Annotated in this window: 14 protein-coding genes and 1 pseudogene; 9 read left to right on the top strand and 6 right to left on the bottom strand. The window is 63.6% G+C overall.

Translation table 11 applies throughout. From position 1 onward, the window contains the following. Position 1 precedes the first annotated feature (1 nt). Together xseA and APH35_RS24505 are read right to left on the bottom strand one after the other, a co-directional pair. Positions 2–1,381: an exodeoxyribonuclease VII large subunit gene (gene xseA / locus APH35_RS24510; RefSeq protein ID WP_060494477.1), complete on the bottom strand. Its 1,380-nt coding sequence runs from the start codon at positions 1,379–1,381 to the stop codon at positions 2–4. 86 nt (positions 1,382–1,467) lie between these two features. After that, entirely contained in the window at positions 1,468–2,346 is an 879-nt protein-coding gene (locus APH35_RS24505; RefSeq protein WP_060494476.1) for a LysR family transcriptional regulator, read from the bottom strand. A 97-nt stretch (positions 2,347–2,443) separates the two neighbouring features. Here APH35_RS24505 and APH35_RS24500 point away from each other — a divergent pair, with 97 nt between their 5' ends. The 6 genes from APH35_RS24500 (at position 2,444) to tadA (ending at position 9,082) form a co-directional block, all read left to right on the top strand. Continuing rightward, a complete protein-coding gene (locus tag APH35_RS24500) occupies positions 2,444–3,199 on the top strand; it encodes a sulfite exporter TauE/SafE family protein (protein ID WP_012270721.1) in 756 nt (251 codons plus the stop codon). Positions 3,200–3,246: 47 nt separating this feature from the next. After that, positions 3,247–3,804 (top strand): hypothetical protein, encoded by a 558-nt coding sequence (locus APH35_RS24495; RefSeq protein ID WP_012270722.1) that lies wholly within the window; start codon positions 3,247–3,249, stop codon positions 3,802–3,804. Positions 3,805–3,890: 86 nt separating this feature from the next. After that, positions 3,891–5,360, top strand: a complete 1,470-nt coding sequence (guaB, locus tag APH35_RS24490; RefSeq protein ID WP_012270723.1) for an IMP dehydrogenase — start codon at positions 3,891–3,893, stop codon at positions 5,358–5,360. Positions 5,361–5,438: 78 nt separating this feature from the next. Continuing rightward, positions 5,439–7,016 (top strand): glutamine-hydrolyzing GMP synthase, encoded by a 1,578-nt coding sequence (gene guaA, locus APH35_RS24485; protein ID WP_012270724.1) that lies wholly within the window; start codon positions 5,439–5,441, stop codon positions 7,014–7,016. A gap of 204 nt (positions 7,017–7,220) precedes the next feature. Then, positions 7,221–8,603, top strand: coding sequence for a multicopper oxidase family protein (locus APH35_RS24480; RefSeq protein WP_012270725.1), 1,383 nt, complete (start codon positions 7,221–7,223; stop codon positions 8,601–8,603). Further along, the gene (gene tadA, locus APH35_RS24475) at positions 8,603–9,082 is read left to right on the top strand and encodes a tRNA adenosine(34) deaminase TadA (RefSeq protein ID WP_060492714.1); all 480 of its coding nucleotides are present in this window, start codon (positions 8,603–8,605) and stop codon (positions 9,080–9,082) included. The genes APH35_RS24480 and tadA overlap by 1 nt, the downstream gene beginning before the upstream one ends. Positions 9,083–9,093: 11 nt before the next feature. On the opposite strand, the gene mltF is transcribed toward tadA, so the two are convergent. Beyond that, positions 9,094–10,551 carry a membrane-bound lytic murein transglycosylase MltF gene (gene mltF, locus APH35_RS24470; protein WP_012270727.1) on the bottom strand — a complete coding sequence of 486 codons (1,458 nt, stop codon included), beginning with the start codon at positions 10,549–10,551 and terminating at the stop codon, positions 9,094–9,096. Positions 10,552–10,783: 232 nt separating this feature from the next. Between mltF and purL the strand changes: the two genes are divergently transcribed. Together purL and APH35_RS24460 are read left to right on the top strand one after the other, a co-directional pair. Next, on the top strand, positions 10,784–14,683 hold the full coding sequence (purL, locus tag APH35_RS24465) for a phosphoribosylformylglycinamidine synthase (RefSeq protein WP_012270728.1): 3,900 nt from the start codon (positions 10,784–10,786) through the stop codon (positions 14,681–14,683). A 3-nt stretch (positions 14,684–14,686) separates the two neighbouring features. Continuing rightward, a complete protein-coding gene (locus APH35_RS24460) occupies positions 14,687–14,998 on the top strand; it encodes an NIF3 1 (protein ID WP_012270729.1) in 312 nt (103 codons plus the stop codon). A 40-nt stretch (positions 14,999–15,038) separates the two neighbouring features. On the opposite strand, the gene tatC is transcribed toward APH35_RS24460, so the two are convergent. From tatC to tatA, 3 genes are read right to left on the bottom strand one after another with little or no spacing between them, the layout of a single operon-like run. Beyond that, on the bottom strand, positions 15,039–15,800 hold the full coding sequence (gene tatC / locus APH35_RS24455; protein ID WP_012270730.1) for a twin-arginine translocase subunit TatC: 762 nt from the start codon (positions 15,798–15,800) through the stop codon (positions 15,039–15,041). Further along, entirely contained in the window at positions 15,797–16,087 is a 291-nt protein-coding gene (gene tatB, locus APH35_RS24450) for a Sec-independent protein translocase protein TatB (protein WP_012270731.1), read from the bottom strand. Before tatB ends, tatC begins: the two co-directional genes overlap by 4 nt. After that, positions 16,087–16,320, bottom strand: coding sequence for a twin-arginine translocase TatA/TatE family subunit (tatA, locus tag APH35_RS24445; RefSeq protein WP_012270732.1), 234 nt, complete (start codon positions 16,318–16,320; stop codon positions 16,087–16,089). Before tatA ends, tatB begins: the two co-directional genes overlap by 1 nt. A 145-nt stretch (positions 16,321–16,465) precedes the next feature. Between tatA and APH35_RS24440 the strand changes: the two are divergent. Further along, positions 16,466–16,833, top strand: a pseudogene (locus APH35_RS24440) (type II secretion system protein GspK); the annotation flags it as partial.

Here is a 16,833-nt window from a genome sequence, read left to right as displayed (position 1 = left end):
GTCAGTCCAGTAGTGAGAGGGTGACCGGGGTCTGGTGGTTGTCTTCGACCCGCACCAGCAGCTCGCCTTCGTTCAGGCGGGCGGTGAGGCGCTGGCCATTGCGGGTTTGTTCGGCGCTGCGAATGGCCTGGCCCTGGTCGTCCAGCAGGATGCTGTAGCCGCGGGCGAGGGTGGCCAGCGGGCTGACCACCTGCAGGGTTTGCAGTTGGGCCTGGAAGCGTTGGCGACGGTCTTTCAACACATCGCGCATGGCCCGTGGCAGGCGCTCGGCCAGGCTGTCCAGGCGTTGTTTCAACAGCTTCAGGTTACGGCCCGGGTGCTGCGCGGCCAGGCGGGTGTCCAGGCGCGCCAGGCGTTCGCGGCGCTGGTTGAGGTTGAGCATGAAGGCGCGACGCAGGCGCATGTCCAGGTCGTCCAGGCGCTGTGCCTGCTGACGCAAGCGCTCGCCTGGGTGGCGCAGGCGCCGGGTCAGTGACTCCAGGCGCAGGCGGTCGTGGGTCAGGCGGTTCTGCATGCGCAGCAGCAGGCGCCGCTGCAGGCCATCCAGGCGTTGCTGCAGGCCGCTGTTGTCGGGGGCCAGCAGCTCGGCGGCGGCAGACGGGGTGGGCGCGCGCATGTCGGCGACGAAGTCGCTGATCGATACGTCGGTTTCATGGCCCACGGCGCTGACTATCGGGGTGACGCAGGCGGCCACGGCACGCGCCACGGCTTCTTCGTTGAAGCACCACAGGTCCTCCAGCGAGCCGCCACCACGGGCCAGGATCAGTGCATCGAAGCCAAGGCTGTCGGCCAGGCGAATGGCGCGCACGATCTGCGCGATGGCTTCGCGGCCTTGTACTGCCGTAGGAATCAGGTTCAGTTCCACCTGCGGGGCACGGCGGCCGAACACGCTGATGATGTCGCGGATCACAGCGCCCGTGGGCGAGGTGATGATGCCGATGCGTTGCGGGTGGGCTGGCAGCGGCTTCTTGCGTTCGGTGTTGAACAGCCCCTCGGCACCGAGCTTTTCCTTCAGCGCCTCGAAGGCCAGCCGCAAGGCACCATCGCCGGCCGGCTCGACGGTGTCGAGAATCAGCTGGTAGTCGCCACGCCCCTCGAACAGCGAAACCTTGCCGCGCACCCGCACCGCCAGGCCGTCGCGCAGGGCTTGGCGCACCCGTGTGGCGTTCTGTCGGAACAACGCACAACGCACCTGGGCGCCACTGTCCTTGAGGGTGAAGTACATGTGGCCGGACGCCGGGCGGGCGAGGTTGGAGATTTCGCCTTCCACCCAGACGCTGCGGAACACGTCTTCCAGCAGCACGCGGGCGCGGCCATTGAGTTGGCTGACGGTAAGGACCTCGCGGTCCAGGCCGAGTCGTTCGAAGGGGTCTTTGATCATGGCAGGCATCATAAAGGACATCAGCCCCGGTTGTCTGTCCCGGCCCTGTCACCGCATCTGTGGTCGGACCTGTCGCGGTCGCAGCTTCAAGCCTGCATCGTCGTTACGAACTGCCGCACCATCTGCCCCGCATCGCGTCGACAGGCCAGCGCCACTGTGCTCTGGCAGTCACCCTCCAGCGCCACGAAGCTGACCGACGCCGGCGCGATTTCGCGCATGCACGCTGGCAACAGCGCCACCCCAAACCCCGCTTGAATCAGCTGCAACTGCGTCGTCTTGCGTGACAACACCTGCGCCGCCTGCGGGAAGAAGCCAGCGTCCATGCACAACGAGGCCGACAGATAGCTCAAGCCGCCGCGATCTCGGTGCGGGATGGAAATGAAGCGTTCTTCCCGCAGTCGCTCCAACTGAACTTGCTGGGCGTTGGCCAAGGGATGCCCAGCGGCGACCGCCAGCAGCAAGGGCTCGCGGAACAGTTCATGCAGCACCACACCTTTATGCTGGCGCAGCACCGGCAAACGCAGCAGGCCGATATCCAACCGCCCGCCAGCAATATCTTCCAGCTGTGCCTCCGACGATTGCTGTGCAATCTCCAGTGAAACCCCGGGGTTGTCCTTCAGGTAGTTGCCCAGGCGACCCAGCAACGGGCCTGTCACCGGTACGGTGCTGGAATGGTTCAGGCGCAGGCTGCCTTTCAGCCCGTCGCCGATGTCGCGGGTAACCCGCTCGGCCTGTGCCAGGTCGGCCAGCAAGCGGCGGGCCCGCTCCAGAAATGCCTGCCCGGCCAGTGTCAGGCGTGGCAGGCGCGCGGTGCGCTCGAACAGCGGCGTGCCCAGTTGCTGTTCCAACGCCGTGATCTGCCGGCTCAATGCCGACTGGGCGATGTACAACCGCTCGGCGGCACCGCTGAAGCTGCCGCATTCGGCGATTTCCACGAAGTAACGCAACTGGCGGATCGACGTCATGTCATGCCTTTTCGAGATGGCTGTGGCGATAAAGGCATATTAGTCGGCATGACTCATCGCTGGCTAACCTTTGCCTGTCTTCCCAGGAACTGCCGCCATGCTTGCTCAATTGTCGTTTTCCGGCCTTGATTGGCTACCCATTCTGCTGGGTGTCGGCGTTGCCTACATCGTCTTCGGTATCGCCGGCTTTGGCACCGCGCTGGTGGCCGGCCCGGTGTTGATCCACTTCATGCCTTTGTCTCGCATCATCCCGCTGCTGGTGTTGCTGGACTTTGTCGCCGCCTTCGGCAACCTGCTGCCGTCGCGCCGGGATGTAGTGCGCGGCGAGTTGCTGCGGCTGCTGCCGTTCATGGCCCTGGGTTGCACGTTGGGCGTGGTGTTCCTGCTGCAGTTGAAGTCCGACCTCTTGCTGCTGTTGATGGGGGTGTTCGTGACCGCCTATGCGCTGTACGGGCTGGCAGTCAAAGTGCGGCCGGCCAGTCTGTCGGGCTTGTGGGCGGTGCCGATGGGGACGGCAGGCGGGTTGTTCGGGGCCTTGTTCGGTAGCGGTGGGTTTCTTTACGCCCTTTACCTGAGCGCGCGGCTGGAAGTCAAAGAGCAGGTGCGTGCCACTCAAAGCGCGCTCATCAGTTGCAGCACGGTAGTGCGCCTGACGCTGTTCCTGATTGCCGGCGTTTATGCTGACCAAAGCCTGCTGCTGCTCGCCGCCTGCTTGCTGCCAGTGATGTTCGTCGGGCTCTGGGTGGGGCGCAGGTTGACCAACCGGCTGTCCCGTGAAGCTTTCGTGCGCCTGGTCACCTGGTTGGTGCTAGCCAGCGGCCTGGCGTTGATCGGTCGCTACCTGAGCGCCTGAGCGGTAGAATTGCGCCATTACCGCAGTCTTTCAGGCTTGACCCGTTCATGAACACCCAGAGCATCATCGTTCCCAAACTGTCTACCGTCCCGGTGCACGAAGCCCGTGCCCGCGCCATCCTGCGTTGGCTGGTGCGCGAAAAGGTGGTCGAGGAACAGCTGACCACCTGTGGCCGCACCGGCAACCGCATGGGCCATGCCCTGGCGGCAGGGGCGCGCAAGGTGGCCCTGCACCCGGAAAAACTGCCTTTCGGCGCGCAGGCCAACGGCCTGGAAGTGATGCTCAAGCGCTGCATCTATACCCCCACCGAGGGCTTCCTCGAAGAAGCCGGTTGCCCGGAGTGCCGGCGCGAGGTGGGCGAGCCGCTGTTCGAAAGCCTGGAAGAGTGGATGCCGGGAGTGAGCGATAACTTCACGTGCCCGCTGTGCGGCTTCGAAGATGACATCAATGGCTTCATTTACCTGCAGCCATGTGCCTTTTCCAACCTGGGGTTCATCTTCAACAACTGGGGCGAGGCCGGGTTCACCCAGGCCTTTCTCGACAGCTTCGCCGACTGGCTCGACCAGCCGGTGGCCGTGGTACAGGTAAAACTGCCACAAGGCTGACCGAAGGCCCTTATTTTGCATTGAGCGGCGCGCCGTGCATGAGTATAATGGCGCGCTTCCATTTTTCCCGCCCGGGAGCCCCCGCGATGCTGCGTATCAGCCAAGAAGCCCTGACCTTCGACGATATCCTCCTTGTACCTGGCTATTCCGAGGTACTGCCTAATGAAGTCAGTCTCAAGACCCGTTTGACCCGTGGCATCGAGCTGAACATTCCGCTGGTTTCCGCCGCCATGGATACCGTGACCGAAGCGCGTCTGGCCATTGCCATGGCCCAGGAAGGCGGCATCGGCATCATCCACAAGAACATGACCATCGAACAGCAGGCCGGCGAAGTACGCAAGGTCAAGAAGTTCGAGGCTGGCGTGGTCAAGGACCCGATCACCATCGAGGCCGACGCCACCGTGCGCGACCTGTTCGACCTGACCCGCCTGAACAACATCTCCGGCGTTCCGGTACTGGCGAATGGCGACCTGGTCGGCATCGTCACCTCCCGTGACGTACGCTTCGAAACCCGCCTGGACGCCAAGGTCCGCGACGTGATGACGCCCAAAGAGCGTCTGGTCACTGTCCGCGAAGGCGCCGACAAGAACGAAGTCCGTGAGCTGCTGCACAAGCACCGCCTGGAAAAAGTCCTGATCGTTGACGACAAGTTCAACCTCAAAGGCATGATGACCGTCAAGGACATCGAAAAGGCCAAGGCCTACCCGCTGGCCAGCAAGGACGACCAAGGTCGCCTGCGTGTCGGCGCCGCCGTCGGCACCGGCAAGGACACCGGCGAGCGTGTTGCTGCCCTGGTAGCCGCAGGCGTTGACGTGGTGGTGGTCGACACCGCCCACGGCCACTCCAAAGGCGTGATCGACCGCGTGCGCTGGGTGAAAGAAACCTACCCGCAAGTGCAGGTGATCGGCGGCAACATCGCCACTGGCGCTGCTGCCAAGGCCCTGGCCGAAGCGGGCGCTGATGCCGTCAAGGTCGGTATCGGCCCGGGCTCCATCTGCACCACCCGTATCGTTGCCGGTGTCGGCGTGCCGCAAATCAGCGCCATCGCCAACGTCGCAGCCGCACTGGAAGGCACTGGCGTACCATTGATCGCCGACGGCGGCATCCGCTTCTCCGGTGACCTGTCCAAGGCCATCGTTGCCGGTGCTTCCTGCGTGATGATGGGTTCGATGTTCGCCGGTACCGAAGAGGCCCCAGGCGAAGTCGAACTGTTCCAGGGCCGTTCCTACAAGGCCTACCGCGGCATGGGCTCGCTGGGTGCCATGGCACAGGCGCAAGGCTCGTCCGACCGTTACTTCCAGGACTCCTCGGCCGGCGCCGAGAAGCTTGTTCCTGAGGGGATCGAAGGCCGTGTTCCTTACAAAGGCGCCCTGGCCGCGATCATCCACCAGCTGATGGGCGGCCTGCGTTCGTCCATGGGCTACACCGGCAGCGCAACCATCGAAGAGATGCGCACCAAGCCGGAATTCGTGCGCATCACCGGTGCCGGCATGGCCGAGTCGCACGTGCATGACGTGCAGATCACCAAAGAAGCCCCTAACTACCGCGTAGGCTGAGGCTTCCAGCTACAACCTAAAGCGGGGCTGTCACGACAGCCCCGCGTCGTTTCCGATTTCCACTGACGAGATTGAGTCATGGCCCTCGACATTCACGCTCACCGCATCCTGATCCTCGATTTCGGTTCCCAGTACACCCAGCTGATCGCCCGCCGCGTGCGCGAAATCGGCGTGTACTGCGAACTGCACCCGTTCGACATGGACGATGAAGCGATCCGCGAATTCAACCCGCGCGGCATCATCCTCGCCGGCGGCCCCGAGTCGGTTCACGAAGCCAACAGCCCGCGCGCGCCGCAGGCCGTGTTCGACCTGAACGTACCCGTGCTGGGCATCTGCTACGGCATGCAGACCATGGCCGAGCAAATGGGCGGCAAGGTCGAAGGTTCCGACCTGCGTGAGTTCGGTTATGCCCGCGTGGACGTGGTCGGCAAGAGCCGCCTGCTCGACGGCATCGAAGACCACGTTGACGACGACGGCGTGCTGGGCCTGGACGTGTGGATGAGCCACGGCGACAAGGTCACCCAGATGCCGGGCAACTTCAACATCCTGGCCAGCACCCCAAGCTGCCCGATCGCCGGCATGTACGACGATGCCCGCGGCTACTACGGCGTGCAATTCCACCCGGAAGTGACCCACACCAAGCAGGGCGGTCGCATCCTGTCCCGCTTCGTGCAGGACATCTGCGGCTGTGAAGCCCTGTGGACCGCGTCCAACATCGTCGAAGACGCCATCGCCCAGGTGCGTGCACAAGTAGGTTCGGCCAACGTCCTGCTGGGCCTGTCCGGCGGTGTTGACAGCTCGGTGGTTGCCGCGCTGCTGCACCGTGCCATCGGCGACCAGCTGACCTGCGTATTCGTCGACAACGGCCTGCTGCGCCTGCACGAAGGTGACCAGGTGATGGCCATGTTCAAAGAGAACATGGGCGTCAAGGTGATCCGTGCCGATGCTGAAAAGCAGTTCCTCGACAACCTGGAAGGCGAAGCCGACCCAGAGAAGAAGCGCAAGATCATCGGCCGCACCTTCATCGACATCTTCGATGCCGAAGCCAGCAAGCTGGAAAACATCCAGTTCCTCGCCCAAGGCACCATCTACCCGGACGTGATCGAGTCGGCGGGTGCCAAGAGCGGCAAGGCCCATGTGATCAAGTCGCACCACAACGTGGGTGGCCTGCCAGAGGAAATGAACCTCAAGCTGGTCGAGCCGCTGCGTGAACTGTTCAAGGACGAAGTGCGCAAGATTGGCCTGGAGCTGGGCCTGCCGTACGACATGGTCTACCGCCACCCGTTCCCAGGCCCGGGCCTGGGCGTGCGTATCCTCGGTGAAGTGAAGAAGGAATACGCCGACATCCTGCGTCGCGCCGACCACATCTTCATCGAAGAACTGCGCAAGGCCGATTGGTACCACAAGACCAGCCAGGCGTTCGTGGTGTTCCAGCCGGTCAAGTCGGTTGGCGTCGTTGGCGACGGCCGTCGCTACGCCTGGGTCGTGGCCCTGCGTGCCGTCGAGACCGTGGACTTCATGACCGCGCGTTGGGCGCACCTGCCGTACGAGCTGCTGGAAACCGTCAGCGGCCGTATCATCAACGAAATCGACGGTATCTCGCGCGTTACTTACGACGTGTCGAGCAAGCCGCCTGCCACTATCGAGTGGGAATAAGTTGAGCCACAAGGGCGCCGTAAGGCGCCCTTGTCGTATCTGTTTCCTGTGCTGGCCCCTTCGCGGGTAAAACCGTGAAGGGGCCAGCACAGGCCGATACAAGACTTCACTTAATCTTTCCCATTTGCAGGTGTATCGTATTCGCCCTTCATCGCCAGCCAATGCTGGCAGCTTGATTGCGCAGAACACGAGGTACCCGCACCGATGTCCTTCACCCGTCGACAAATGCTCAAGGGCCTCACTGGCCTGGTTGTGGTTGGCCTGGGTGCCGGTGGCGCGGCGCGTTACTGGCTGGGCAAGGTCGAAGATGACAACGCCGGCCACGATTATGAGCTGATTGCAGCGCCCCTGGACGTCGAATTGGTGCCGGGCTTCAAGACCGAGGCCTGGGCATTCGGCCCGTCGGCACCGGGTACCGAGCTGCGCGTGCGCCAGGGCACCTGGTTGCGGGTACGCTTCATCAACCACCTGCCGGTCGAGACCACCATCCATTGGCACGGCATCCGCCTGCCGCTGGAAATGGACGGCGTGCCCTATGTCTCGCAACTGCCAGTTAAGCCGGGCGAGTATTTCGATTACAAGTTCCGCGTACCGGACGCCGGCAGCTACTGGTATCACCCGCATGTCAGCAGCTCCGAAGAGCTGGGCCGTGGCCTGGTTGGGCCGCTGATCGTCGAAGAGCGCGAACCGACTGGCTTCCTTCATGAGCGCACGCTGAGCCTGAAGAACTGGCATGTAGACGAGCAGGGCGCCTGGCTGCCCTTCAGCATCCCGCGTGAGGCCGCGCGTAACGGCACCGCCGGGCGCTTGATCACCATCAATGGCCAGGCCGACTCGGTCACCGAGCTGCCGGCCGGCCAGGTGGTGCGGGTGCGTCTGCTGAACCTGGACAACACCTGGACCTACCGCCTCAATCTCAAGGGCAACTGCGAAGCGAAAATCTATGCCCTGGACGGCAACCCAGTGACCCCACGGCCATTGGAAGACGACTACTGGCTTGGCCCCGGCATGCGTATCTGCCTGGCTATCCGCATTCCCCAAGCGGGTGAGGAAATCTCCCTGCGCGACGGTTTCGTGCGCCTGGGCACCCTGCGTTCAGTGGCCAGCAATGACGCGCCAAGCGACTGGCCGCCAGCGCTGCCACCCAACCCGATCGCCGAGCCAGACCTGGAGAATGCCGAAAAGCTCAACTTCAATTTCGAGTGGGCGGCGAGCGTCACGGTTACCCCTGACCCCGACAAACCGTCGAGCATGTGGCAGATCAACGGCCAGGCCTGGGACATCACCGACAAGACCTGCGCCGACCGCCCCATCGCCACGTTGCAGAAGGGCAAGAGCTACATTTTCGAGCTGAAGAACATGACCCAGTACCAGCACCCGATCCACCTGCATGGCATGAGCTTCAAGGTGATCGGCTCCAATCGCCACGACATCAAGGAGCCGTGGTTTACCGACACCTACCTGCTGGGCAAGAACGAGCGCGCCCAGGTTGCACTGGTGGCGGATAACCCAGGTACCTGGATGTTCCATTGCCACGTCATCGACCACATGGAAACCGGCCTGATGGCCGCGATCGCGGTGGTCTGATGCGTCCGCAGATCATCGATCGCAGCCGCGATCAGGAGTTCATGCGCCTGGCCCTGGCGCTGGCTGCCGAGGGCGCGGCGTTGGGCGAGGTGCCGGTGGGTGCGGTATTGGTGCAGCATGGGCAGGTGATTGGCCAGGGCTTCAACCGGCCGATCATCGACAGCGACCCGAGTGCGCATGCTGAAATGGTGGCCATCCGCGCAGCGGCGAAAGCGGCCAGCAACTACCGGCTGCCCGGCAGCACCCTGTACGTGACCCTGGAGCCGTGCAGCATGTGTGCAGGGCTGATCGTGCATTCGCGGGTGATGCGGGTGGTGTTTGGCGCGCTGGAGCCCAAGGCGGGGATTGTACAGAGCCAGGGGCAGTTCTTCGGCCAAGGGTTTCTGAACCACCGGGTGATGGTGGAGGGTGGAGTGCTGGCGGAGGCGTGCGGGCAGATCCTCAGCGAATTCTTCAAGGCTCGCCGGGCCAAAGGCTGACCTGTATTGGCTTACATCGGCGGCGACTGATCAGCCGGCTTGTCCTTGTTCACCCCAGGCACATGCAGGTTGCCCTCGGCCACCTGGCCTTCGAGCTGCGGTTGGGTCACCCAGGTAAGGATGTCGTAGTAACGACGGATGTTGGCCACGAAGTGCACCGGCTCGCCGCCACGGGCATAACCGTACTTGGTCTGCCGGTACCACTGCTTCTGTGACAGGCGTGGCAGCATCTTCTTGACGTCCAGCCACTTGTTCGGGTTGAGCTTTTCGCGCTTGGCCAGGGTCCGGGCGTCTTCCAGGTGGCCGGTACCCACGTTATAGGCCGCCAGGGCGAACCAGGTGCGGTCCGGCTCCTGAATGCTGTCGTCGAGCTCTTCCTTGATCTTCATGAAATACTTGGCGCCGCCCTGAATGCTCTGCTTGGGGTCCAGTCGGTTGGACACACCCATCGCCTGGGCGGTGCGTTGGGTCAGCATCATCAGGCCGCGCACGCCGGTCTTGGAGGTGACTTCCGGCTGCCACATCGACTCCTGGTAGCCGATTGCGGCCAGCAGGCGCCAGTCGACCTGCTCGACCTTGGCGTAGCTCTTGAAGTGTTTTTCGTACTTGGGCAGGCGTTGTTGCAGGTGCTGGGCGAAGGTGTAGGCACCGACATAGCCCAATACATCGACATGGCCGTAGTAGCGGTCTTTCAGGCGCTGCAGCGTGCCGTTCTTTTGCGCCTTGTCGAGAAACTCGTTGATCTCGTTGAGCAGGCTGTTGTCTTCGCCTGCCGCCACGGCCCAGCGCTGGTCGCGGGTATCACCCACGTCGAAGGCGACTCGCACGTTAGGGAAGTACACCTGGTTCATCGCCAGTTCGTTGGAGTCGACCAGGGTCAGGTCGATCTGCCCTTCATCGACCATGCGCAGCAGGTCGACCACCTCGACGGCGTCGGACTCTTCATATTCCAGGCCAGGGTTCTGCTTTTTCAGCTCAGCCAGCAGGTCGGCATGGCTGCTGCCCTTGAGCACCATGATTTTCTTGCCGACCAGACCCTTGGCGTTGGTCGGGCGTGGGCGGCCGTTGCGGTAGATGACCTGTGGCGTCACTTCCAGGTACGGGTGCGAGTATTTCACCTGGGCCTTGCGCCGCTCGCTGCTGACCAGGCCGGCTGCGGCCAGTACCGGGCCAGAGGGTTTGCCTAGGGCGTCGTACAGCTCGTCGAGGTTGTCGGCGGTCTCGATCTGCAGCTTTACGCCGAGATCTTCGGCGAAATGCTGGACTAGCTCGTATTCGAAGCCGGTTTCGCCGTTGCGGTCCTGGAAGTAGGTGGCCGGGCTGTTGCGGGTGATCACGCGCAGCACGCCATCCTCCTTCACGCGCTCGAGGGTGCTGGGTTTTTCAACGCAGGCACCGAGCAGCAGAAAGAGTCCGGTTGCGAAAAGCCATTTGGCGCAACGCTGGCGCAAAGCAGTGTGGGCGAACATAGGTTGCAGTATACGCAAAGGACTGGCCCAACCATATCTCGACAACGGTTAGGTTGTCTGGTAGCGCGTTATGTGCTGTTCCCGCATTGATTGCATGCGTACTGCTTTTTTTTGACCCGAAAGTCCGGTTCCGCCGCCCGGCAGCCGTGGCTTAGAGCAGGTGCCGAAAGCCATCGAATTAGGCTAGAATGCACGGCCTCTAAGCACACCCCTTCCTGAGGCTGTCCCGACGATGTTGATCCTGCGCGGCGCTCCTGCCCTTTCTGCCTTTCGCCACGGTAAATTACTCGAGCAACTGAGCCAGAAAGTCCCCGCTGTTACTGGTTTGTATGCCGAATTCGCCCACTTCGCCGATGTTGACGGCGAGCTGACCGCCGACCAGCAGCAGGTGCTGGGCCGTCTGCTCAAGTACGGCCCGAGCGTGCCGGTACAGGAGCCGACCGGCCGCCTGTTCCTGGTCGTGCCGCGCCTGGGCACCATTTCGCCGTGGGCCAGCAAGGCCAGCGACATCGCCCACAACTGCGGCCTGCAGTCGATCCAGCGCCTGGAGCGCGGCATCGCCTACTACGTTGCCGGCACCCTGAGCGACGCTGACGCTGCACTGATCGCCGCCGAACTGCACGACCGCATGACCCAGCGTGTGCTGGCTCAGCTGGAGCAGGCGGCCGACCTGTTCAGCCACGCCCAGCCCAAGCCGATGACCTCGGTGGACATCCTGGCCGGTGGCCGTGACGCCCTGGCCCAGGCCAACATCGACCTGGGCCTGGCCCTGGCCGAAGACGAGATCGACTACCTGGTCGCTGCCTTCCAGGGGCTCAAGCGCAACCCGAACGACATCGAACTGATGATGTTCGCCCAGGCCAACTCCGAGCACTGCCGCCACAAGATCTTCAACGCCAGTTGGGACATCGACGGCCAGGCTCAGGAAAAAAGCCTGTTCGGCATGATCAAGAACACCTACCAGATGCACAACGAAGGCGTGCTGTCCGCATACAAGGACAACGCCTCGGTCATCGTCGGTAACGTGGCTGGCCGTTTCTTCCCGAACCCTGAAACCCGCCAGTACGGCGCGGTGCAGGAGCCGGTGCACATCCTGATGAAGGTGGAAACCCACAACCACCCGACCGCCATCGCCCCGTTCTCCGGTGCATCGACTGGCTCCGGCGGTGAAATCCGCGACGAAGGTGCAACCGGCCGTGGCGCCAAGCCCAAAGCGGGCCTGACCGGCTTCACCGTGTCCAACCTGCGCATCCCAGGCTTCGAACAGCCTTGGGAGCAGGCCTACGGCAAGCCTGAGCGTATCGTCGACGCCCTCGACATCATGATCGAAGGCCCTCTGGGTGGCGCGGCGTTCAACAACGAATTCGGTCGCCCGGCCCTGACCGGTTACTTCCGTACCTTCGAGCAGGCCATCAACACCCCGCACGGTGAAGAGGTGCGCGGTTACCACAAGCCAATCATGCTCGCCGGTGGCATGGGCAACATCCGTGAAGACCACGTGCAGAAGGGCGAGATCACCGTCGGCGCCAAACTGATCGTGCTCGGCGGCCCGGCCATGCTGATCGGCCTGGGCGGCGGCGCGGCTTCGTCGGTGGCTACCGGTGCCAGCTCGGCTGACCTGGACTTCGCTTCGGTACAGCGCGAAAACCCGGAAATGGAGCGCCGCTGCCAGGAAGTTATCGACCGCTGCTGGCAGCTGGGCGACGACAACCCGATCGCCTTCATCCACGACGTGGGCGCGGGGGGTATCTCCAACGCCTTCCCGGAGCTGGTCAACGACGGTGGCCGTGGCGGCCGCTTCGAGCTGCGCAACGTGCCCAACGACGAGCCGGGCATGGCCCCGCACGAAATCTGGAGCAACGAATCGCAAGAGCGTTACGTGCTGGCTGTCAGCGCGGTCGACTTCGAGCGTTTCCAGGCCATCTGCGAGCGTGAGCGTTGCCCGTTTGCCGTGGTCGGCGAAGCGACTGAAGAGCCGCACCTGACCGTGAGCGACAGCCACTTCGGCAACACCCCGGTGGACATGCCGCTGGACGTGCTGCTGGGCAAGCCACCGCGCATGCACCGTTCGGTTACCCGCGAAGCCGAGCTGGGCGATGACTTCGACCCGAGCAAGTTGGACCTGGACAACGCCGTGCAGCGCGTGCTGAACCACCCGGCCGTGGCCAGCAAGAGCTTCCTGATCACCATCGGCGACCGCACCATCACTGGCCTGGTTGCCCGCGACCAGATGGTCGGCCCGTGGCAGGTTCCGGTAGCCGACTGCGCCGTCACCGCCACCAGCTTCGATGTGTACACCGGTGAAGCCATGGCCATGGGCGAGCGTACCCCGCTGGCGCTGCTGGATGCCCCGGCTTCCGGCCGCATGGCCATCGGCGAGACCATCACCAACCTGGCCGCTTCGCGTATCGAGAAGCTGTCTGACATCAAGCTGTCGGCCAACTGGATGTCCGCCGCTGGCCACCCAGGTGAAGACGCCCGCCTGTACGACACCGTCAAGGCCGTCGGCATGGAGCTGTGCCCGGAACTGGGCATTACCATTCCGGTCGGCAAAGACTCGATGTCGATGAAGACCAAGTGGAGCGAGGAGGGCGTGGAGAAGAGCGTCACCTCGCCAATGTCGCTGATCATCACCGGCTTCGCCCCGGTCACCGACATCCGCAAGACCCTCACCCCGCAACTGCGCATGGACAAGGGCGAGACCGACCTGATCCTGATCGACCTGGGCCGTGGCAAGAACCGCATGGGCGCCTCGATCCTGGCCCAGACCTACGGCAAGATCGCGGCCCAGGCACCGGACGTCGACGACGCCGAAGACCTCAAGGCCTTCTTCGCCGTGATCCAGGGCCTGAACGCCGACGGCCATCTGCTGGCCTACCACGACCGCTCCGACGGCGGCCTGCTCACCACCGTGCTGGAAATGGCCTTCGCCGGCCACTGCGGCCTCGACCTGCAGCTCGACCCGCTGACCGACAGCAAAGGCGACGTGCCAGCCATCCTCTTCAACGAAGAGCTGGGTGCGGTCATCCAGGTTCGCCAGGATGCCACCCCGGACGTGCTGGCACAGTTCAGCGCAGCCGGCCTGGGTGAAGGTTGCGTGGCAGTGATCGGCAAGCCGGTCAACAACGGTGAAGTGTCCATCAGCCTGAACGGTGAGGTGCTGTTCGACGATGACCGTCGCATGCTGCAGCGCCAGTGGGCCGAGACCAGCTACCAAATCCAGCGCCTGCGCGACAACGCCGACTGCGCCGACCAGGAATTCGACCTGCTGCTCGAGGAAGACAACCCGGGCCTGTCGGTCAAGCTGGGCTTCGACGTCAACGATGACATCGCCGCACCGTACATCAAGAAGGGCGTGCGCCCGCAAGTGGCCATCCTGCGCGAGCAGGGCGTCAACGGCCAGGTCGAGATGGCCGCTGCCTTCGACCGCGCAGGCTTCGCTGCCATCGACGTGCACATGAGCGACATCCTCGCTGGCCGTGTCGACTTCGAGGCCTTCAAGGGCCTGGTCGCCTGCGGTGGCTTCTCCTACGGCGACGTGCTGGGCGCGGGTGAAGGCTGGGCCAAGTCGGCGCTGTTCAACGCCCGTGCCCGTGATGCCTTCCAGGCCTTCTTCGAGCGTACCGACAGCTTCGCCCTGGGCGTGTGCAACGGTTGCCAGATGATGTCCAACCTGCACGAGCTGATCCCGGGCACCGAGTACTGGCCGCATTTCGTGCGTAACCGCTCGGAGCAGTTCGAGGCACGCGTGGCCATGGTCGAGGTGCAGAAGTCCAACTCGATCTTCCTGCAGGGCATGGCCGGTTCGCGCATGCCGATCGCCATCGCCCACGGTGAAGGCCATGCCGAATTCGCCAACGAAGCGGCATTGCTGGAAGCCGATCTGTCCGGTTGCGTGGCCCTGCGCTACGTCGACAACCACGGCAAGGTCACCGAAGCCTACCCGGCCAACCCGAACGGCTCGCCGCGTGGTATCACCGGCCTGACCAGCCGCGATGGCCGTGTGACCATCATGATGCCGCACCCGGAGCGCGTATTCCGCGCCGTGCAGAACTCCTGGCGCCCAGACGAGTGGCAGGAAGATGCTGCGCTGATGCGTATGTTCCGCAACGCGCGGGTGTGGGTGAACTAAGGCGTGTACAAGCTCGCCTTCTTCGTCCCCGCCAGCCACGTCGAAGTGGTCAAGGCCGCTGTGTTCGCTGCTGGTGGCGGGCGCATCGGTGACTATGACCACTGCGCCTGGCAAACCCTGGGCCAGGGCCAGTTCCGCCCGTTGGACGGCAGCCAGCCGTTCCTCGGGCAAACCGGCCAGGTCGAGGTGGTGGAAGAGTGGAAGGTGGAGCTTGTGGTGGCTGACGGTCTGGTAGCCCAGGTCGTCGCTGCCCTGAAGCAGAACCACCCCTACGAGACGCCAGCCTACGAAGTCTGGCAGCTCGCCCAGTTCTAGACTGCATCAAGGCCTTCGCGGGCAAGCCCGCGAAAGGGCTCTATAAGCCGGCCACAATCTCCTTGCCGGGCTCAGGCCGCTTCAACCAGGCACAAGCCAGCAATCCCACCTCGAACAGTATCCACATCGGCACCGCTAGCATCGTCTGCGAAAACACATCCGGCGGCGTCAGGATCATCCCCACCACAAAGCACCCGACGATCACGTAGGGCCTGCTGCGCCGCAATGTGGCCACATCGGCCAACCCCACCCAGACCACGATGAAGGTCGCCACCGGGATCTCGAATGCCAGCCCGAATGCCAAAAACAGCGCCAGGATAAAGTCCAGGTACTGGCTGATGTCAGTCATCATCGCCACACCGTCCGGTGTCACGCTGGCAAAAAAGCCGAACATCATCGGAAACACCAGGAAGAACGCGAACGCCATGCCGGCATAGAACAGCACGATGCTCGACACCAGCAGCGGCAGGGCAATGCGCCGTTCACGGCGGTACAACCCCGGTGCCAGAAAGCCCCAGGCCTGATGCAGCAGCAGCGGCATGGCCACGAACAGTGCGCACATCGCGGTCAGCTTGAACGGCGTCAGAAAAGGCGAGGTGACGCTGGTGGCGATCATGCTCGCGCCTTCCGGCAAAAAGCGCCGAAGCGGCTCGGAGATGAGCGTGTACAGCGTTTGGGCGAAGGGGAACAGGCCGGCGAACACCAATGCCACCAACCCCAGACAACGCACCAGGCGTTTGCGCAGGTCGCGCAGGTGTTCAGTCAACGGCATGCTGGCCGTCGGGTCCATGGCACTGCTCATGAGGCGTTTTCCTTGGGTAGCGTGACTGTAGCCGCATCATTGGCCGGCTCTGTATTCAGGCTGATGCCCTGACGGATCTCCTGTTCCAGGCGCTGCAAGGGTGCGCTGTCGAGGTGGGGCAGCTCGATTTCGCGCTCCACCTGCGTACGCAAGGCGTGCATGGCCCGGCGCGCCTGGCCCAGGCCACGCCCAAGGGTGCGTGCCGCCACTGGCAGGCGCTCCGGGCCCAGCACCAGCAGGGCGACGACGCCGACCAGCAGCAACTCGCTGAAGCCTACCTCGAACATCAGGCCTGACGGTCCGCTTGCGGTTGCTGCGTGGCCTGGCCGGTCAGCGGGGCCTGTTGCTGCATCTGCGCCTGGCCGGGTGTGCTGGCGTCATTGTCACCGCCCATGGACTTGCGAAAACCCTGGATCGCCTCGCCCACATCGCTGCCCAGGCCCTTGAGGCGCTTGGTGCCAAACAGCAGAAATACGATCAGCAGTACGATCACCAGTTGCCAGATTCCAATGCCACCCATTGCGACCACTCCTGTAAGGCCATGAAAAGGAAGGGCAATCCTGCATCGCCTAGATGACATGCGCATGACGAACGGGCATTGCCATCTACCTGCAACAAGCGGCGTGTTGACTGGCGTTTTTACTTCGCGAGCGAGGCACGCACGGATGGGTGGCAGGCAACAGCAGGGGGCGGCCCTGTTGATGGTGATGGTGGTGCTGGCGATGCTGGCGGCGGGCATGGCTTGGTTGGTGGAAGATGGTCGGCGCCAGGTGGATGAGGTGCGTCTGTTGCAGCAGCGGGTGCAGGTGCGCGCCATGGAGCAGGCGGGCCTTGCCTATGCCGAGCAGGCTCTGCGGGACCCCGCCTGGCGGCTTAGCCCATTGTTCTGGCAAGCCTTGCGCGGGCAGCCACTGAACTACGATTTTGGCACGGGCCAGGCGCAATTGCGGGTGCGCGACCAGCACACATGCTTCAACGTCAATGCGTTGCTGGGTGCCGATGGCGAACGTGCCGAGCACCAATTGCGTTATCT

It is taken from the genome of Pseudomonas sp. NBRC 111132 (assembly GCF_001320565.1).
GTDB lineage: Bacteria > Pseudomonadota > Gammaproteobacteria > Pseudomonadales > Pseudomonadaceae > Aquipseudomonas > Aquipseudomonas putida_P.
Note: the sequence above shows the minus strand (reverse complement) of the source record. Positions and strands in the feature narration are given on the sequence as shown.